This window comes from Rhodococcus sp. M8, from assembly GCF_015654185.1.
Classification (GTDB): domain Bacteria; phylum Actinomycetota; class Actinomycetes; order Mycobacteriales; family Mycobacteriaceae; genus Rhodococcus; species Rhodococcus aetherivorans.
Genome location: NZ_CP064065.1, coordinates 4,809,284 through 4,826,573, shown reverse-complemented (window position 1 = coordinate 4,826,573; position 17,290 = coordinate 4,809,284). Strand labels below are relative to the sequence as shown.

Annotated in this window: 18 protein-coding genes and 1 tRNA gene; 4 read left to right on the top strand and 15 right to left on the bottom strand. The window is 70.7% G+C overall.

Translation table 11 applies throughout. The features are described from left to right. Both ISO16_RS21905 and ISO16_RS21900 read right to left on the bottom strand, forming a co-directional pair. Positions 1-744 (bottom strand): acyl-CoA thioesterase, encoded by a 744-nt coding sequence (locus ISO16_RS21905; RefSeq protein WP_072634345.1) that lies wholly within the window; start codon positions 742-744, stop codon positions 1-3. Further along, on the bottom strand, positions 741-2,135 hold the full coding sequence (locus ISO16_RS21900; RefSeq protein WP_072634344.1) for an MFS transporter: 1,395 nt from the start codon (positions 2,133-2,135) through the stop codon (positions 741-743). Before ISO16_RS21900 ends, ISO16_RS21905 begins: the two co-directional genes overlap by 4 nt. Before the next feature lie 55 nt (positions 2,136-2,190). Between ISO16_RS21900 and ISO16_RS21895 the strand changes: the two genes are divergently transcribed. Next, a complete protein-coding gene (locus tag ISO16_RS21895; RefSeq protein WP_072634343.1) occupies positions 2,191-2,715 on the top strand; it encodes a winged helix-turn-helix transcriptional regulator in 525 nt (174 codons plus the stop codon). 71 nt (positions 2,716-2,786) lie between these two features. Beyond that, on the top strand, positions 2,787-3,023 hold the full coding sequence (locus ISO16_RS21890; protein ID WP_230304410.1) for a hypothetical protein: 237 nt from the start codon (positions 2,787-2,789) through the stop codon (positions 3,021-3,023). Between the two features lie 133 nt (positions 3,024-3,156). Here ISO16_RS21890 and ISO16_RS21885 read toward each other — a convergent pair whose 3' ends face one another. The 4 genes from ISO16_RS21885 to ISO16_RS21870 all read right to left on the bottom strand — a co-directional run bounded on the left by ISO16_RS21885 (position 3,157) and on the right by ISO16_RS21870 (position 6,092). Next, a complete protein-coding gene (locus ISO16_RS21885) occupies positions 3,157-4,008 on the bottom strand; it encodes a hypothetical protein (RefSeq protein ID WP_230304409.1) in 852 nt (283 codons plus the stop codon). A gap of 173 nt (positions 4,009-4,181) precedes the next feature. Continuing rightward, positions 4,182-5,327 carry an RNA polymerase sigma factor gene (locus ISO16_RS21880; protein ID WP_072634340.1) on the bottom strand — a complete coding sequence of 382 codons (1,146 nt, stop codon included), beginning with the start codon at positions 5,325-5,327 and terminating at the stop codon, positions 4,182-4,184. A gap of 6 nt (positions 5,328-5,333) precedes the next feature. Beyond that, entirely contained in the window at positions 5,334-5,741 is a 408-nt protein-coding gene (locus tag ISO16_RS21875) for a YciI family protein (protein WP_072634339.1), read from the bottom strand. A 276-nt stretch (positions 5,742-6,017) separates the two neighbouring features. Then, positions 6,018-6,092 (bottom strand) — tRNA-Thr (locus tag ISO16_RS21870). Between the two features lie 127 nt (positions 6,093-6,219). Between ISO16_RS21870 and ISO16_RS21865 the strand changes: the two genes are divergently transcribed. Then, a complete protein-coding gene (locus tag ISO16_RS21865; RefSeq protein ID WP_170914021.1) occupies positions 6,220-7,692 on the top strand; it encodes a threonine/serine ThrE exporter family protein in 1,473 nt (490 codons plus the stop codon). Between the two features lie 29 nt (positions 7,693-7,721). On the opposite strand, the gene ISO16_RS21860 is transcribed toward ISO16_RS21865, so the two are convergent. The 3 genes from ISO16_RS21860 to ISO16_RS21850 all read right to left on the bottom strand — a co-directional run bounded on the left by ISO16_RS21860 (position 7,722) and on the right by ISO16_RS21850 (position 11,227). Next, positions 7,722-7,961, bottom strand: a complete 240-nt coding sequence (locus ISO16_RS21860; RefSeq protein ID WP_072634338.1) for an MbtH family protein — start codon at positions 7,959-7,961, stop codon at positions 7,722-7,724. Continuing rightward, on the bottom strand, positions 7,958-9,349 hold the full coding sequence (locus ISO16_RS21855) for a lysine N(6)-hydroxylase/L-ornithine N(5)-oxygenase family protein (protein ID WP_072634337.1): 1,392 nt from the start codon (positions 9,347-9,349) through the stop codon (positions 7,958-7,960). Before ISO16_RS21855 ends, ISO16_RS21860 begins: the two co-directional genes overlap by 4 nt. A gap of 153 nt (positions 9,350-9,502) precedes the next feature. Next, complete coding sequence (locus tag ISO16_RS21850; protein ID WP_072634336.1) at positions 9,503-11,227, bottom strand: AMP-binding protein; 1,725 nt, start codon at positions 11,225-11,227, stop codon at positions 9,503-9,505. Between the two features lie 160 nt (positions 11,228-11,387). Between ISO16_RS21850 and ISO16_RS21845 the strand changes: the two genes are divergently transcribed. Next, the gene (locus ISO16_RS21845) at positions 11,388-12,404 is read left to right on the top strand and encodes an NADP-dependent oxidoreductase (protein WP_006942896.1); all 1,017 of its coding nucleotides are present in this window, start codon (positions 11,388-11,390) and stop codon (positions 12,402-12,404) included. Positions 12,405-12,465: 61 nt separating this feature from the next. Here the strand turns inward: ISO16_RS21845 and ISO16_RS21840 are convergent, their stop codons facing one another. The 6 genes from ISO16_RS21840 to ISO16_RS21815 are packed head-to-tail and all read right to left on the bottom strand — an operon-like array spanning position 12,466 to position 17,289. Then, the gene (locus ISO16_RS21840) at positions 12,466-13,179 is read right to left on the bottom strand and encodes a metallophosphoesterase family protein (RefSeq protein WP_050034595.1); all 714 of its coding nucleotides are present in this window, start codon (positions 13,177-13,179) and stop codon (positions 12,466-12,468) included. Then, complete coding sequence (locus ISO16_RS21835) at positions 13,176-13,448, bottom strand: BON domain-containing protein (protein WP_006942889.1); 273 nt, start codon at positions 13,446-13,448, stop codon at positions 13,176-13,178. Before ISO16_RS21835 ends, ISO16_RS21840 begins: the two co-directional genes overlap by 4 nt. After that, positions 13,445-14,077, bottom strand: a complete 633-nt coding sequence (locus tag ISO16_RS21830; RefSeq protein WP_139310943.1) for a nucleotidyltransferase — start codon at positions 14,075-14,077, stop codon at positions 13,445-13,447. The genes ISO16_RS21835 and ISO16_RS21830 overlap by 4 nt, the downstream gene beginning before the upstream one ends. A 28-nt stretch (positions 14,078-14,105) precedes the next feature. Next, positions 14,106-14,765: an HAD family hydrolase gene (locus tag ISO16_RS21825; RefSeq protein ID WP_072634335.1), complete on the bottom strand. Its 660-nt coding sequence runs from the start codon at positions 14,763-14,765 to the stop codon at positions 14,106-14,108. After that, complete coding sequence (locus ISO16_RS21820; protein WP_029541176.1) at positions 14,762-15,613, bottom strand: acyl-CoA thioesterase; 852 nt, start codon at positions 15,611-15,613, stop codon at positions 14,762-14,764. The genes ISO16_RS21825 and ISO16_RS21820 overlap by 4 nt, the downstream gene beginning before the upstream one ends. 17 nt (positions 15,614-15,630) lie before the next feature. Then, positions 15,631-17,289, bottom strand: coding sequence for an AMP-binding protein (locus ISO16_RS21815; protein ID WP_072634334.1), 1,659 nt, complete (start codon positions 17,287-17,289; stop codon positions 15,631-15,633). Position 17,290: the final 1 nt, after the last annotated feature.

Below are 17,290 nucleotides of genomic sequence, written 5' to 3'. Positions count from 1 at the left end.
TCAGCCTCCGAGGATGCGGCGCAGCTGCCGGGCCTGACCGACGAGGTGGCCGTCGCCGTCGGTCAGCTCCGCCTCGTCGACGCACAGCATCTCGGTGGCCCACACCGTTCGGTGCCGCAGGTGATACCAACCGTCGGCAGCTGCACGCGACGGGGCGAAATGCGCCGCGAACTCCACCGTGGGAACTGGGACGGGTGCGGACATCGTCGCGAACAACCCCGGCGGCAGCGCATCGAGGAGGATCGCGGCGCGCTCGACCGGAGCGAACCCGACCGCGGACATCAGCCGTATCCACACCTCGAATTCCGGGTTGTCGCCCCGGCCGAAGGGCCGGGCCGCATTGATCGGCCGGATGTCGAGGTACTGCGAGAACGGCACGAAGTCGACCGGGATCTCCAGGGGCGGCAGCGTCACGGGATCCGTGCCGCCGAAATCGCTTCCCGTACGCGGCCAGGTCGTTTCACCCACCGTCCGGGCAAGCCGGACGAGGGCGGTGACCGAGTCCGGCATCGATGCCCGGGCGCTCACGGTCCGGCCGCCGCGGACGTCGTCGACCGCGACGTCGACGGGGCCGGGCTGCACAGGGCCGGTGAAGTGCGCCGAGACGGCGAGCGGCGTTGCGCCGGTTTCCACGGCGGCCGCGCGGATCAGGGCCGCGACGACGAGTCCGCCGTGCACGCCACCGAATCCCAGCCAGCTGGAATCGAATTCGATCGGGAAGGGGGCGGGGGCGAGATGGGTCATGCCAGGACCTTCACTTCCGGTGTGGACGGGCGGGGGGTCATACCTCCGGCGGCGAGGGCGGCGACGACGGCAACCGCCGCGATCGTCCACCAGGAGAATCGGAAGGCGGACACCGCATCGTCACCGGCCCCGAGGATCGCGACGAGCACGCTGACCCCGAGCACGGTGCCGAGCTGCCGGCTCATGGTGACGATCGCGCTGCCGGTGGCGGTGCGTGCCGGGGGCAGTTGCGCCGTGGCGGCCGAGAGGATGGTCGGCAAGGCCAGCCCCACGCCGACGCCGCCGATCAGCCAGCCGGGCAGCAGCGCGGTCGCATACTCCGGCTCCGGCCCCACCGTCGCGAGGACCAGGCCGGCGCCTGCGCCCCACAGCACGCATCCCGCTGCGGCGATCGTGCCGGGGGTGAAACGTCGCGCGAGCATCTGCCCGACGGCGGCGAAGAGCGGCACCATCAGCGGTCCGGGAGCCACGGCCAGACCCGTCCGCAGCGCGGAGTATCCCCAGACCTGTTGCACCCACAGCACATTGGCCAGGAGGCCGGCCGCGAACGTCGCGCTGAAGATCAGGGCGGTCACGTTCGACCAGGAGAAGGAGCGCACCGCAAGCAGACTCGGCTCGATCAGCGGCGCGGGGTGCCGGGCGTTGACGTGCGCGAACAGCAGCAGGGCCCCGGCGGCGACGACGAACGCGGCGAGGATGCGGACGTCGGCCCAGCCCCACTCCGGCCCCTGCACGAGTCCGAGCGCGAGTGCACCGATGCCCAGCGTCAGCAGAGCGGCGCCGGCCAGGTCGAGGCGGGTGCCGGAATCGACCGGCCGGATGTCCGGCACGACACGCCGCGCGACGGCGAGGAGCAGGATCCCGATCGGGACGTTGATCAGGAACGCCCAGCGCCACGAGACCTCGACCAGAAGCCCGCCGACCACCGGGCCGAACGCCGCCGCCGCAGCACCCGTGGCCGCCCAGATCCGCACGGCACCGGCACGTCGCGCCTCCGGCACCGCGCTCACGAGCAGCCCCAGGCTGGCCGGCGTCAGCGCCGCGGCTCCGACGGCCTGGAACAGCCGGCAGATCACGAGCACCCACAGCGACGGACTCAGCGCACATGCCGCGCTCGCGACGGTGAACAGCCCGAGGCCGGCGAGGAAGCCGCGCCGGCGGCCGATGCGGTCGGCCCAGCGACCGAGCGGGACCAGCAGCGCCGCGTACACGATCGCGTAGCCGCTGAGCACCCAGCTGAGCTCTCCCAGCGAGCTGCCGGGGTAGCTGGTCCCGATGTCGCCCAGTGCGACGTTGAGGACGAACAGATCGAGGCTCGCGACGAAGGGCGCTCCCGAGAGGACGGCGAGGAGCGGGCCGATCCGGACCGAGGCCTGACTTTGGCTTTCCATAGTCAGATAGGTTAGAAGCTGACTATGGACTTGGCAAGTCAGATAGGATGGGGGCATGCATGCGGCACGGTTGGACGGTTTCCTCGCCGATCGCGACGCCTGGCAGGCCGCCCAGTGCTCGATCGCCAAGGCGATGGACGTGGTGGGGACCCGCTCGGCGATGCTGATCCTGCGCGAGGCCTACTACGGCACCACCCGGTTCGACGACTTCGCGCGCCGCGTCGGCATCACCGAGGCCGTCGCCGCCGCACGCCTGCGCGAACTGACCGCCGAGGGCCTGTTCGAGCGCCGGCCCTACAAGAAGCCCGGGCAGCGGACACGGTACGAGTACATCCTCACCGAGAAGGGCCGCGACCTGTTGCCTGCGGTGCTCGCGCTGATGCAGTGGGGCGACAAGTACCTCCAGGGCGAGCGCGGCGGCCCCCTCGGCCTGTCCGACGACGCCACCGGCGATCCCGTGCGCGTCGAGGTCCGCAGCACCGAACGTGAAGTCCCCCTGGAGGAATTGCGCCTGACACCGAACTTCACCGAGGAGCAGGCCCGGCGCGCGATGCGTCGCACCGACCCCGCAAACCGATGACTCGCCGTCGCGCGCTCTGAGACAATCGCATCGGTCGATACGTTTCCACGAGCGTGCCGGGGGTGGTCACGGTGACAAAGATCCCGGAAGACGGTGCCGGGCCCGATCTCACCCGGGTGCCTACCGACTTGCTTCTCGCCGAGCTCCGCCGGCGGATCGAGTCGTCGACGGCCCCCTCCGCGGCGGCAACGCCCGGACGGAACGAGGGCACCCCTCCCCCGAACACGCCCCTGCAGGTGTTCGAGGTCTCCGAGGGCGACGAGAGCGAGCTGCGCGCGTCACCGATCCACCCGGACAGCGAGACCTGAGCCGACCCGCGCGGCGACCGGGAAGCGCGCGGGTGCCTCGGCGCCACAACGGTGACGTGCCCTGCAAGGTCCTGTCGGTGCCGTCAGCCCCGAGCCACGAACCGGCAGAGTCCTGCTCTGCCGGTTCGCGATGTCACGGGGTCAATGCCCGACAATCGTCGAGCTGAGCGGGGGGCTGGCCACCGCCGCGTTCCCGGCTGTCATCCTGGATCACCGTGCCGACGTACCGATTCGTGAACGGGATCTTGTCGGCCCCCACGGTCCCCTGCAGCACGATCTTGCCGTTGACCCGGGCTGTGTACAGGTCTCCCTCAGCCCGCAGCTCGATCACTGCGCCTTCGGGAAACCTCGACGTGGACGCGTACTGCGGAGTCCCCGTCACCGGCGTGAACCCGTTCGGGTTGGCAGGATCTTCGTGGTACAACGCCATGATGCTGTCGGTGAACGCGAACTGCACACCGGTGTCGACACCGGGATTGGCGCGCACCACCGGACCGATCGACGAGTGCTCCGGCTCGCGTCCGTTCCAGCGGACCACACACCGCATCACCTGCGTCTCGCTCGGCATCGGCTCACTCCAGAACGCAAGACTCAACGGAGTCGACGGAGTCCCCCGGCCGTCGAGATGACCGTTCACGATCTTCAGTGTGCCTCCACCCCAGGTGATCCAGTTCGGGCCGAGCGGGCCGTCCGGACGATCGAAGTCGTCGGCCGCACGCAGCACCAAGGGAGTCGCCGGAGCCGGTGCGCGGTCGTTGTCCTCGCCCCTCTCGTCGGCGGTGTCTGCGAGCGGCGAGGCCGCGATCCTCGGGATCGGAGCGAATTCGGGCCCGGCAGGGCGGGCATGTGGGTCAGCGGTACCCGGATCAGCGTCAGCGAGAGGTGCCAGTCCGGTTGCGAGGGCGAGCGACCCACACACGATGCCGAGCCGCACGGCGCCTTTTCGGACGGACGTGAGAATACGATCGTTCGGTTCGGGAAGCACGCCGGGAATTTTAGGGCCCGAAAGCACATATGACAGTGATGCTCGTCACGACCACGTCCCTCCGGGCCGCGGCGGGCCGATGCCTCCAGCGCCCATATGCACCGATCAGAGGCATACACGGTGTCGGTGGTGGGGGACCCTGGCGGTCCTGTTCCGGGATTCGAACGGCCGCCTCAACGGCGGAGCTCTGCGCCCAGCCGTGCAGCCTGACGCGTGAGGTGGTCGCGTTCGGGGAGGTTGGGCGCCGATCGGGCCGCTTCGGTGTAGAGCCGTGCTGCGGTCACCAGGTCACCGGCACGCTCGTGGAGGTACGCCGCGGCCGCGGTGTGGCGGGGCAGGGTGGGGTCGAGTCCCGCCAGGGCGGCCAGACCGGCCCGCGGGCCGTCGGCCTCGCCGACCGCGACGGCGCGGTTGAGGCGGGCCACCGGGTTGTCGGTGAACCGCAGCAACTCGTCATACCACTCGACGATCTGCACCCAGTCGGTCTCCTCGGCCGTGCGGGCATCGGCGTGGAGCGCGGCGATGGCGGCCTGGGCCTGGAACTCCCCCAGTCGGTCGCGGGCGAGAGCTGCCTGGAGCACGTCGACGCCCTCGGCGATCAGACGGGTGTCCCACAGGCTGCGATCCTGCTCGGCCAGCGGCACGAGGCTGCCGTCGGTACGGGTCCGCGCCGGGCGCCGTGCGTGGTGGAGCAGCATGAGCGCGAGCAGGCCCGCCACCTCCTCATGCCTGGTGCCGTCCGCCAGCTGGCGAGTGAGCCGGATCGCCTCGACGGCGAGGTCGACGTCGCCGGAGTAGCCCTCGTTGAAGACGAGGTAGAGCACGCGCAGCACCGTGGCGACGTCACCGGGCCGGTCGAACCGGACACCCGAGACGGTCCGCTTGGCCCGGCTGATGCGCTGGGCCATGGTTGCCTCGGGCACGAGGTAGGCCTGCGCAATCTGTCGCGTGGTCAGACCGCCGACCGCGCGCAGTGTCAGCGCGACCGCCGAGGCCGGCGTCAGGGACGGGTGCGCGCACAGAAAGTACAGCGCAAGCGTGTCGTCCACTGCCTCGGCCGGGCCGGGCCCGGGCTCGACCTCGACGAGCACCTCGCGCCGCCGCCGGGAGGACTCGGCGCGGGTGGCGTCGAGGAACCTGCGCCAGGCCACGGCGACCAACCAGCCCTTCGGATCCCGCGGCGGATCGTCCGGCCACACGCGCACCGCTTCGACCAGGGCGTCCTGCACGGCGTCCTCGGCCGCCGCGAAGTCGGCTCCGCGGCGGACGAGGATCCCGATCACCGTGGGGGTGAGGGTCCGCAGCAGGGTCTCATCCACCGTGCCTCACTCCGTGACCATCGGAGGCGCGGACAGGAACGGGCGCACCTCGAGCCACTCGTGAATCGGCTTCCCACCCGCCCCCGGAGCCGCAGACAGCTCGCCGGCCAGCTCCAGCGCCCGCTCGTAGCTGTCGACGTCGATCACCATCCAGCCGGCGATCAGATCCTTGGTCTCGGCGAAAGGGCCGTCGGTGACCGGCGGCCGCCCCTCGCCGTCGTACCGGACGAACACGCCCTCCGGGGACAGCGCCTGCGCGTCGACGAACTCTCCGGTGCCCTCGAGCCGAGCGGCGAAGTCGTTCATGTACTGCATGTGGGCGGAGATCTCCTCCGGCGTCCACTGGTCCATCGGCACGTCGTTGACCGGTGCCGGCGCGCCACGGTAGTGCTTGAGCAGCAGGTACTTGGCCATCGTGTTCTCCTTGATGCGGTACAGCCCATTGTGGCCGTGTTCACCTCGGGGACGGAGCCGTGCTCGGGATCTCGACATCCCACCGCGACATTTCCCGGCGATCCTCCTGACACCGCGCACTCTGCGGCGCCACGGGAGCCGCGACGAGCTTCGCGCCCGCGGGCTTGCAGGCCGGCCACGACGGCGTCGAGCGAGAGAATGTGGGCAAGAACCAGAACAGGGCCGGCTCCCGTTCCCGGAACCGGCCCCTGACCTGCCGTGCAGCGTTTCCGCTGGTGGAGCCCCCTGTCAGGATTGAACTGACGACCGCTCGCTTACAAGGCGAGTGCTCTACCACTGAGCTAAGGAGGCAGTCGAGCGGCCCCATCATATCGGTAGTGCCCGCTCCACATGCGACCGCCCGGGTTCGTTACGGTGGATCCATGGCTGCTGTTACCGCGCGCATCGCCGAACACCGGACGGACGGGAGCACGTAACGGTGGGGACGCTGGCAACCGCCTTTGGGAAGCTCGTCCTCGACCGTCGCGCCACCCTCGACACCATCACCGAGGCGCCGGCGCCGCTGCAGCCGATCGACCTGACCGACGACGCGACGGTCGCCGAGGCGCTCGACGTCGCCGTCCGCGTCGGCGAGGTGCTGCTGGCCGCGGGCACGGGTGCGATCGACACCTCCGAGCAGGTCCGTTTCGTCGCCGCGACGTACGGCCTGGCCCAGTGCGACGTGGACGTCACCTACAACTCGATCGTGCTCTCGGCGTACCGGGGGCCGACGATGCCGCCGGCGAGCACGATGCGCGTCGTGCAGTACCGGTCGATGGATTTCACGCGGCTCGCCGCGGTGGACCGGCTGACCCGGCGCATCCGACGGGAGGCGATCTCGCCGGCGCAGGCCCGCGAGGATCTGCTGGCGATCACGACGGCGCCGCACCCGTATCACCGCTGGGTGGCGACGTTCGCGTGGGCGGCGATGGCCGCGTCGATCTCGGTCCTGCTCGGCGGTGGCGGGCTCGTGGCAGTGATGGCGTTCGCGTCGACGGCGGTCATCGACCGGACGAACCGCGTCCTCAACGGCATGGGCCTGCCGTTCTTCTTCCAGCACGTGGTCGGCGGCATCATCGCCGCGACGCCCGCGATCCTGTTGTTCAACCTGCGCGAACCGTTGGGTGTCGACGTGCCGCCAGGCCTGATCATCGCGGCCGGCGTGACGGTGCTGCTGTCGGGACTGTCGCTGGTCGGTTCGGTGCAGGACGCGATCACCGGGGCACCGATCACCGCGTCGGCGCGGTTCTTCGAGCTGGTGATGATGACCGGCGGAATCATCGCCGGCGTGGCGACGGCGCTGAAGGTGATGGAGGCGCTCGGCGCGGAGCTGCCGGTGATCAGCAACGATGCGCTGCCGACGGCGACCGCGCTGCCGGTGAAGGTGCTCGCCGGTGCGGCGTCGGCGTTGTTCTACGCGCTGGCGTGCTACGCCGAGCGACGGGCGCTGACGGCCGCCGCGCTCGGTGGTGCGGTGGGCAGCCTCGTGTTCTTGATGTCGATGGAGTTCGCGGTGGGTCCGATCATCTCGTCGGCGACCGCCGCGACGGTGGTCGGCTTCGCCGGTGGCTTGATGGCGCGACGGGCGCTGACCCCGCCGCTGGTGGTGGCGGTCGCCGGCATCACCCCGTTGCTGCCGGGCCTGTCGTTGTATCGGGGCCTGTACGCGGTGATCGGCAGCGAACTGCTGCTCGGGCTGACCGCGCTGTTCTCGGCGTTCGGCATCGGGTGCGCGCTGGCGGCAGGGGTGACGCTCGGCGAGTGGCTGGCCCGCACGGTCCGGCATCCGCGGAGCGTGCTGCGGGCGGGGTCGCTTCGCCGGCCGCAGTTGCGCCGCGTCCGGCGGGTGCGTCCGTACCGGGGCTCGAAACGCCACGAGAGTCACTCCGCGGGTGGTGCACCCACGGGGTGACTCTCGGTCGACGCGGTTACCGCGGCAGGTCAGGCGCCCGCGTTGCGGGCCTTCTCGTCTGCCTCCATGGCGTCACGCAGGCTCTTCGGCCGCATGTCGGTCCAGTTCTTCTCCACGTACTCGACGCATGCTGCACGCGACTCCTCCCCGAACACCACGCGCCACCCCTGCGGCACCTCGGAGAAAGTCGGCCACAGCGAGTACTGCTCCTCGTCGTTCACGAGGACGTAGAAGCGGCCGTCTTCGTCGTCAAAAGGATTCGTGCTCATCTCGCCTCACTTGTCGCATAGGTGTGCTGCTTTCGTACCCTAGCAAGCCCGGGGGTCCGGTCATGACCCGCTGGTAGTTTTCCTCCGCGCCGCTCGAGGACGGATCCGAGGATCTCCCCGGACCGGATCGCCACGTTCGACAGCAGCGACGCCGTCAACCCGTGGGTCTTCTCGGTGCCGCCCTGCAGATAGATCCCGGCACGGACGTTGCCGGCGGTGGGCAGGCGGTAGTCCCGGTCGACCGTGCGCAGCGGCGACGACGCGGAAGCGAGGGCGCCGAGCAGGGGCGGCAGCGGGGCGGGCTCGAACCCGGTGGCGAGGACGACGGCGTCGCACACCAGGGTGTCGGTGAGTCCGTCGATCGTGCTGCGCACGTCCACCTCGATTCCGGTGGTCGTCTCGGTGACCGCGGCGATCTCGGAGGCGCGCCGCATGAACAGCCGCCGCCGTCCGCTGACGCGTTCGCGGTACTCGGCCGCGTACAGCGCGGTGATCAGGTCGGGGTCGACGACGGAGTAGTTGGTGCCGCGGTGCAGGGCAAGCAGTCGTGCCCGCTCGGTCTCGGGTGCGGCGTGCAGTTCGTCGACGGTGGCCGGGTCGAAGATGCGGTTGGCGTACGGACTGTCGTCGGCGGGGCTGTAGCCGAAGCGGGCGAAGACGTTGTGCACTTCGGCCTGCGGATAGTGGCTGTGCAGGTACTGCACCACCTCGGCGGCGCTCTGGCCGGCGCCGACGACGACGAACCGCTGGTGCACGGGCGCGGGCATCTCGGCCAGATGGAACAGGAACCGGTGGTTGTGGAAGCAGCGCGCGGTCTCGGTGGCCCACGCGGGGATGCGGGGCCGCAACCCCACGCCAACGACGACGTTCCGGGCGTGCACGACGGTGCCGTCGGCGGTGTGGACGGCGAGGCGGTCGGCAATGCCTGCCTCGTCGTGCACGGCCTCGACCGCGGTGACTTCGGTGCCGTAGCGCACGTCGGCGTCGACGCGGCCGGCTGCCCACTGCAGGTAGTCCTGGAATTCGTGCCGCGTCGGGAAGAACGTCTGGTGGTTGACGAAGTCTACGAGCCGGCCCCGGTCGTGCAGGTAGGCGAAGAAGGTGTAGGGACTCGTGGGGTTGCGGAAGGTGACCAGGTCCTTCGGGAAGGCGATCTGCATGGTGGCGCCCTCGAGGAGCATGCCGGGATGCCACGCGAAGGCGGGTTGCCGGTCGAAGAACCGTGCCCGCACGGGATCGTGCGGGGCGTCGGCATTGTGTTCTTCGACGGCGATCGCCAAAGCGAGATTGGCGGGCCCGAATCCGATCCCGACGAGGTCGAGGAGTTCCGGTGGTTCGCCGTCCGGCGACGGCGAGTCACCGCTGTCGTTGCAGGATCGGTCGGTCATTGGTCGCTCTTCCGTGCTCTGGGGCCGCAGCCGCGGATGGATCGATCGCACAAGAAGATAGCTCAGGCTATCCTTGGTTTGGTTAGCCTACCAATCATTGAGGTCGGCTGGGGAGGCTGCGCTGCACCCCTCCCGGCCCGGCTCCGGCCCGCCCTAGTTGCGCTCCTCCGCCCGCGCGAACAGGTCGCCCTTGCGGATCTTGCCGGTGGCGGTCATGGGCAGCGCAGCCACGAGTTCGACGATCGGCACCTTGTAGCCGGCCATGTTCTCCCGCGCCCACGCCACGAGCCCCTCGGCCGTGACGGCCGCGCCGGGGACCGGCTGGACGAACGCGAACGCGACCTGTCCCCTGTCCGGGTCGGACTTGGGGACCACCGCGACCGTCGCGACGTCCGGATGCATGCGCAGCAGCGCCTCGACCTCGGCGGGGAAGACGCTCATGCCGTTGGTCTTGATCATCTCCTTGTTGCGGGCGAGGTAGTGCAGCGCGCCCCGCTCGTCGAACCGACCGACGTCACCGGTGCACAACCAGGCGCCCTGGAACGAGTCCGCGGTGGCCTCGGCGTTGCGGTAGTACCCGGTCGTCACCGAGGGGCTGCGCACGATGATCTGCCCGGTCGCGCCGATCGGCACCGGAACGCCCGTCTCGTCGACGATCAGGATGTCGGTGCCCGGCACCGGCAGGCCGCAGAACACGGGCTCGCTCTCGAGGTCGACGTCGCCGTCCTGGAAGCCGAGGGTGAAGGTGTCGGCGGTGTTCGTCTCGGTCATGCCGTAGCTCGCCTCCCGCAGGGTGTGGCCGGTCGCGTCGCGCCACCGCCGGCGGATCGCCGGATCCAGCTTCAGCACGAACGACACCGCCATGGCGTTGTCGAGGCTGGCGGCGCGGCTGCCGTCGAAGCCGGGCGCCTCCATCAGCTCCACGTAGTTGTCGACGGTGCCGACCGTGCTGGTGACTCCGTGCCGCTCGACGAGGGCCAGCGCGGCGTCCGCGTCCCACCGGGTCATCAGCACGACGGTGCTGCCGTTGACGAGGGGATTGAGGATGCCGAAGACCTCGCCGGCGATCCAGAACATGGGCAGGTAGTTGAGCACCACCGTCGTCTCCCCCACCCGGCGGCCGCCGCCGACGGTGGCCGCGGCGGCGGTGTAGACCATGTGCCACTGGGTGTGCTCACAGCCCTTCGGCATGCCGGTGGTGCCACCGGTGTAGTTCAGCGCGGCGAGCGCGTCCGGATCGGTCGCGACGACAGGAGCGCGGGGGCTGTCGACGATGCCCGCCCAGTCGCCGACGGCGGGATCGGCGACCGGGAAGGGCGGTGGCACCTCCCCCGGCGCCACACCGGCGAGCATGTCGCCGAGGGCGGTGACGGCGACGTGCCGCACAGGGGTGCGCGGCCGGACCGCTTCCACGAGCGGGAGCAGTTCGGGCTGCGTGAGCAGGATCGTGACGCCGGCGTCGGCGAGCTCGTGGGCGAGTTCGTGCTCGCGCAGCATCGGGTTCACGGGCACGTGGACGGCGCCGATCTTGAGGATCCCGAGCATCGCGACGTGGAACTGCGGGCAGTTGCCGAGGTGGACACCGACGCGGTCGCCGGCCCGGGCGCCGCGGGCGAGCAGCCAGCCGGCGAACCGGTCGGAGAGGTCGTCGTACTCGGCATAGCCGACGGTGCGACCGTAGAACTCGATCGCGGGGGCGTGGGGACGCACGCTCGCCCAGTGCCGCAGGTAGTCCACGAGCCCGCGACCCTCGATCGGGTACTCCACCGTGCGCGGCACCTCCGGCGGCCAGTGGACCTCCTGCACCCGCCGGATCTCGGCGAGCGCGGCCTCGAGCGCATCGGAATCGGTGGGGACCGTGTCGAGCTGGCGTGTCATGTCGACCTTCCGTTTCTCGGGGCATCCGCGACGGCCGGGGTGATCCCGGTCACCCGCCATGTATAGTTGAATCCGGTGTCGGATTCAACTGCCCGGAATTCCCGCGAGGAGTCCGAATCACCGCACCGCAGTAGACGTTCCGCTGCCGAAAGGAATACGCATGGCGTCCGTGAACAAGCAGGTCCGATTGGCGCGACGACCGGTCGGCCGCCCCGACGAGTCCACCTGGGACATCACCACCGCACCCGTTCCGCGGCCCGCCGACGGCGAGTTCACCGTCCGCGTCGAGTATGTCTCCCTCGACCCCGCCATGCGGGGGTGGCTGAACGACGTCCGTTCGTACATCCCGCCGGTCGCGATCGGCGAGATCATGCGCGCCCATGCCGTCGGCCGGGTACACGAATCCCGGCACGACGACTACAAGGAGGGGCAACTCGTCTCGGGACACTTCGGGGTGTGCGACTACGCCGTCTCCGACGGTAGCGGCGTCGTCCCGGTCGACGAATCCCTCGCGGCCCCGCCGGTGTGGCTGGGCGCCCTCGGATTCCCTGGCATGACAGCATATTTCGGCCTCGTCGACGTTGGGCGGATGAAGCCGGGCGACACCGTGCTCGTCTCGGGCGCCGCCGGGGCCGTCGGCAGCATCGCCGGGCAGATTGCCAAACTGAGCGGGTGTCGCGTCATCGGCATCGCCGGCGGGCCCGACAAGTGCGCGTGGCTCACCGACGAACTGGGCTTCGACGCCGCCATCGACTACAAGGCCGGTTCCGTGGGCCGGGCGCTGCACGCCGCCGCGCCGGACGGGATCGACATCTACTTCGACAACGTCGGCGGTGAGACGCTCGACTCGGCGCTCGCCGTGCTGCGCAAGAATGCGCGAGTCGTGTTGTGCGGTGCCATCTCCGGCTACAACGCGACCGACCCGCAGCCGGGGCCGTCACGCTACCTGTCCCTGCTGGTGAACCGGGCCTCCATGGCCGGGTTCATCGTCTTCGACTACCTCGACCGCTTCCCCGAGGGCATGGCCGCGGTGTCGGAGTGGATCCGCCGCGGCGAACTGGTCACCCGCGAGCAGGTCGAGAGCGGCGGCGCCGAGGCCTTCGGGCGCACGCTCAACATGCTGTTCGACGGCGCGAACACCGGCAAGCTCGTGCTGAAGATGACCGACGACGCCTGAGGGCTCGCGCGGGGTGGTCGAGTGTCGGGCCCGCCACCCCGCGACCGGGCCCCCAGCGCGATCAGTTCTCGAACCGGTAGACCGCGTAGGCGGTGCGGATGACCGGCTGCGCGACGTTGCGGACCCGCACGCCGCCCGGGGTCGTGCCGCGCTCGCACCCGGCGTGCGCGTGCCCGTGCACGGCCAGGTCCAGGTGGAACTCGTCGACCGGTTCGCCGAGCAGATACGACCCGAGGAACGGGTAGATCTCGGCGGGTTCGCCGCGCAGGGTGTCGCTGATCGGCGAGTAGTGCAGCAGCCCGACGCGGACGTCGGCACCGTCGAGCTCGGCGACGGCGCTGCGGAACCTGTCGGCCAGTTCCACGGTGTGCCCGGCGAACTGCTTCATCTCCGGCTCACCGAACGCGCTCGCGCACTTGCCCGCGAAACCCCCGCCGAATCCCTTGGTCCCCGCCACACCGAGCCGCGCCCCGTCCACCTCGAGGACGACCGACTCACCCTCGAGCATGACGATGCCCCGGTCGCGGAGCAGTTCGGTGATCTCGTCCGCGGCGTCGCTGTGGTAGTCGTGATTGCCGAGTACACCGACGACGGGCACCGGCAGGTCGCCGAACTCGTCGGCGACGACGCGCGCCTCGTCGACGGTGCCGTGCCGGGTGAGATCACCGGCGAGCAGCAGCACGTCGGCATGCTCGTGCAGGTGTTCGAGGGCGGGCCGCAGATGGCCGCGGGCGTCCTCGGCCAGGTGTACGTCGCCGACGGCGGCAATCCTCATCGCAGTTCCTCCACCGAGGTTCCGGGGTCGCGCGAGTCGACCACGTGCACGTCGTTGTGGACGGTGACGTCCGGTAGCTGTTCCTGCACCACCACGGTCAGCGCGTCGCGGCGTGCGGCGCTGGCGACCTCGCCGGTCAGGTACACGTCGGTGCCGCGGATCGTGACGCGCACGCCCTGTTCGGCGGTGCGGGGATCCTCGGCCAGGGCGCGGTGCAGGTGCGCCACCACATACTGCGGGTGATCCTGCTCCGGGTGTTCGTGACTCATCGCCGGACCTCCGAGCCGGGTTCGATGATGCCCAGGTCGGCGAGCAGGCCGAGGAAGGCGCGGGCGTACGGCGACGCCGCCGTGGCGGTGGCCACCTGGGCCCAGTCCACCTGCTCGCGCAGGGCGCGGGCGATGCGCAGCAGCGGCGCGAAGTCGCAGCGGTGCGCGTCGAGCACATTGAGCTTGTCGCTCAACAGGTCGGTGCCGCTGATCACCGGCGCCGCGGTCGGGCCGATGCGCATCCACTGGGCGCGGGCGAGCATCGAATCGTCGACGTCCCGGTCGTTGGGGCGGAAGATCAGGTCCACGAGATGCTCCCCCTCGTAGACCTTGCTCAGCCAGTTCTCGGGCGGATCGACCGGACGCATGCCGGCGGCGACGAGCGCCTCCCGCGCGGCGTCCACGTCCCGGGGGCGGACGAACAGGTCCACGTCGTGGTCGGACGCGGGCCCACCGCGCGCGTACACCGCGCATCCACCGCCGACCGCGAACGGCACCCCGGCTTCGTTGAGGGTGTTCGCCGCCTTGGTCAGCACCTGCAGCAGCTGGGTCTCCTTGACCGACTCGTCCGGCGAACCCGCGACGTCGACCGTCGCGGCGTCGGGGCTGTGGGGCTGTGCGTTGGTCATGGGTGGCGGGTACCCGCGCGCCGACGGCTCACACCTGACCGGGCACTCGTCCCGTCACGAAGCCGAACCGCTCGGCGAGCTCGAGGCGCGTGGTGTCGGCGTCGGTGTGCAGCACGCCGGCGATGCCGATCCGCGCCGCCCCGTCGAGGTTCTGCTGCAGGTCGTCGACCATCACGGCCTGCTCGGGCGCCACCCCCAGCCGCTCGCACGCGAGGGCGTAGATGCGGCGCGACGGCTTGCGGATGCCGATCTCGGCGGAGATCACCACCTCGTCCGCGAGCGCGGCCAGGTCGAAGCCGGCATAGCAGTCCCGGCCGAAGGCGTTCGACACCAATGCGACCGGCACGCCGGCCGCCCGGAGGTCGTCGACGAGGGCCACCGTCCGGTCGTCGCGCCGCATCCCGGCCTGCATCCGGGCGGCGAGTCCCTCCGCGGTCACGACCGCCCCGTGGGCGCGCAACCGCTCGGCGAAGCCCTGCTCGAACTCCTCCGCGTCGATGCGCCCCGACTCGTGCTCGGCGAGCAGCCCGCGCGAGATCGGGTCGCCGCCGAGCAGCCGCAGCGGCAGTCCCGGATCGCCGAGTGTCGCGCCGAACTCCTCGAACGCGGCGAACACGCTCGTGGTGATCACCCCGCCGAAGTCGACCAGGACGGCGGTGCGTTCGGAGATGGGTGCAGCGAGGTTCATTCCGCCCGGCCTTCCGCGCGTCCGGCGCCGACCGCCGCGGCGCGCTCGGTGTGGAACCGCACCATGCCCTCCTGCGCGACGGCGGCGACCAGTCGTCCGGCCGTGTCGAAGATCTGTCCCTGGATCAGGGCGCGCCCCGATTCGGACGACGGCGACACCTGATCGAACAGCAGCCATTCGTCCACCCGGAACGGCCGCAGGAACCACACGGCGTGATCGAGGGACGCCCCCTGGATCGGCCTGTCGGGATGCGGTAGGACGGCGATGTCGAGCAGCGCCATGTCGCTGCAGTACGTCAGGGCGCAGGCGTGCAGGACCGGGTCGTCGGGCAGGGGGGTGCGGTGCCGTATCCACAACCGCCGGCGCGACGGCACGTCGGGCGTGGCCTCGTCCGCAGGGAGCCAGCGGCGCTCCCAGTCGTCCCATTCCGGGAAGTCGTACCACGCGGCCCACGGGCGGCCGTTCTCCGCGATCTCTTCCGGTCCGGCCGTCGCCGGCATGGCCGCCTGATGGGTGTACCCGTCGTCGCCGCGGTGGAACGAGGCGGTCAGTGTGAACACCGTCTCGCCGTCCTGGACCGCGGTGACGTACCGGGTGCGGAAGCTGCCGCCGTCCCGCACGGCGTCCACCCGATAGTCGGTGGGGTCGAGCGGCCGGCCGGGGCGCAGGAAGTGCCCGTGCACCGAGTGCACGCCGAACTCGGGCGGCACGGTCCGTGCCGCCGCGGAAAGCGCCTGCCCGGCGACCTGGCCGCCGAAGGTCCGCTCCATCTCGGTCGGCACCGGGTCGGCGCGAAACGTCGCCGGGGCGATTTCGCGCAGGCCCAGAACCTCGTCGATGCTCGGCACGTGTTTCCCTCCTCGGGTCAGGACGACGCGACCCTGCGCATCTCGCGGCGCAGGATCTTCCCGCTGGTGGTCTTGGGCAGCTCGTCCAGGATCTCGACCGACCGCGGGGCCTTGTAGGTGGCCAGCCGGTCGCGGCACCACGCCACCAGCTCGTCCGGGTCGACGTCCTGGTCCGGGCGCAGGCTCACGAACGCAGCGACCGACTCGCCGCGGTAGGAGTCGGGCACGCCGACGACCGCGGCCTCGCGGACCGCCGGATGCCGGTAGAGCACGTCCTCCACCTCGCGGGGCCAGACCTTGAACCCGGAGGCATTGATCATGTCCTTCTTGCGGTCGACCACGTACACCCAGCCCTGTGCGTCCATGAAGCCGACGTCACCGGTCAGCAGCCGCCCGCCCGGGATGGATTCGGCGGTGGCCTCGGGCAGGTTCCAGTAGGCGGGGACGACCATGGGACCCTCGACGGCGATCTCCCCGACCTCGCCCGGTCCGAGGTCCTTGCCGTCCTCGTCGACGATGCGCACCATCGCGGTGGGCAGCGGCAGGCCGATCGACAGGGTGCCCGAGTCCGGATCCACCGGCGCCTCGCGACCGGAGGGCACGACGACACAGGGCGCGCTGGTCTCCGTCAGGCCGTAACCGTTGCGGATGTAGAGGCCGGTCCGCTCGCGGAAGCGCTCGACGATGGCCGGTGGCAGCGGCGCGCCACCGGAGTTGAGGGTCAGGAGCGACTCGAACGCGTCCGACGAGAACGACGGATGCGCCAGCAGCGCCATGTACGCGGTCGACGGGCCGACCATGAACGCGGGCCGCTCCCGCTTCAGGACGTCGAGCACCACCCCGGCGTCGAAGCGGTAGGCCAGCACCAGCGGACCGGCCAGATCCACCGCGGTGAGCAACTGGACGACCATCCCGGTGATGTGGAACAGCGGCGCGAGAGCGAAGATCGGCGAACCCGCCGGAATCTCGTCGTACAGGCGCAGCAGTACGCAGTTGACGGTGAGGTTCGCGTGGGTGTTGGTGGCGCCCTTGGGCAGTCCGCTCGTCCCGGACGTGTAGGAGACGAGCGCGATGTCGTCGGGGACCAGGCCCGGATCGGGGACGGGGCGGCCCGCCCACTCGCGGGCGACCTCGAGCAGGTCGGGGACGCCCGGCGTACGGCGGCGCTCGACGCCCGCGAAGAGCCGCTCGTCGTTCCGGGTCTGCAGGTCCAGTTCGCTCGCGGTCAGCGCGATCGTCACGCCCGCCCCGGCGGCCTGCTCCGCCACCCGGTCCGCCCACGCCTGTTCGCCGCACACGACGGCGACGACGCCGGCGTCGGTGAGGATGTGGTCGAGTTCGTCCTTGTACATCGGGTTCAGCGGCACCACCGCGCCGCCGGCCTTCCACGCGCCGAACAGCGCGAGGACGAACTGCGGCACGTTCTGCAGGTACACGGCCAGCCGGTCGCCCCTGCGGAAGCCGTGTTCGAGCAGGTAGGCCGCCACGCCGTCGGTCAGCTCGTCGACTTCCCGATAGGTCAGCGTCGCACCGAGATACGTGATCGCCGGCCCGTCCGGCGCGGCGGCGACGGCGTCGGCGAACACCTCGAGCGTGGTCCGCCGCGGGACGGGTCCGACCTCGGCCACGCGGGGATCGTACTGGGCCATCCAGGGCCTGTCGTCGTACCAGCTCATC

Coding starts and splice junctions, on each gene's coding strand:
- ISO16_RS21825 (WP_072634335.1), bottom strand. CDS start 14,765: ATGAACCTCGCTGCACCCATCTCCGAACGCACCGCCGTCCTGGTCGAC.
- ISO16_RS21845 (WP_006942896.1), top strand. CDS start 11,388: ATGGCGTCCGTGAACAAGCAGGTCCGATTGGCGCGACGACCGGTCGGC.
- ISO16_RS21830 (WP_139310943.1), bottom strand. CDS start 14,077: ATGACCAACGCACAGCCCCACAGCCCCGACGCCGCGACGGTCGACGTC.
- ISO16_RS21840 (WP_050034595.1), bottom strand. CDS start 13,179: ATGAGGATTGCCGCCGTCGGCGACGTACACCTGGCCGAGGACGCCCGC.
- ISO16_RS21855 (WP_072634337.1), bottom strand. CDS start 9,349: ATGACCGACCGATCCTGCAACGACAGCGGTGACTCGCCGTCGCCGGAC.
- ISO16_RS21850 (WP_072634336.1), bottom strand. CDS start 11,227: ATGACACGCCAGCTCGACACGGTCCCCACCGATTCCGATGCGCTCGAG.
- ISO16_RS21860 (WP_072634338.1), bottom strand. CDS start 7,961: ATGAGCACGAATCCTTTTGACGACGAAGACGGCCGCTTCTACGTCCTC.
- ISO16_RS21905 (WP_072634345.1), bottom strand. CDS start 744: ATGACCCATCTCGCCCCCGCCCCCTTCCCGATCGAATTCGATTCCAGC.
- ISO16_RS21835 (WP_006942889.1), bottom strand. CDS start 13,448: ATGAGTCACGAACACCCGGAGCAGGATCACCCGCAGTATGTGGTGGCG.
- ISO16_RS21895 (WP_072634343.1), top strand. CDS start 2,191: ATGCATGCGGCACGGTTGGACGGTTTCCTCGCCGATCGCGACGCCTGG.
- ISO16_RS21875 (WP_072634339.1), bottom strand. CDS start 5,741: ATGGCCAAGTACCTGCTGCTCAAGCACTACCGTGGCGCGCCGGCACCG.
- ISO16_RS21900 (WP_072634344.1), bottom strand. CDS start 2,135: ATGGAAAGCCAAAGTCAGGCCTCGGTCCGGATCGGCCCGCTCCTCGCC.
- ISO16_RS21815 (WP_072634334.1), bottom strand. CDS start 17,289: ATGAGCTGGTACGACGACAGGCCCTGGATGGCCCAGTACGATCCCCGC.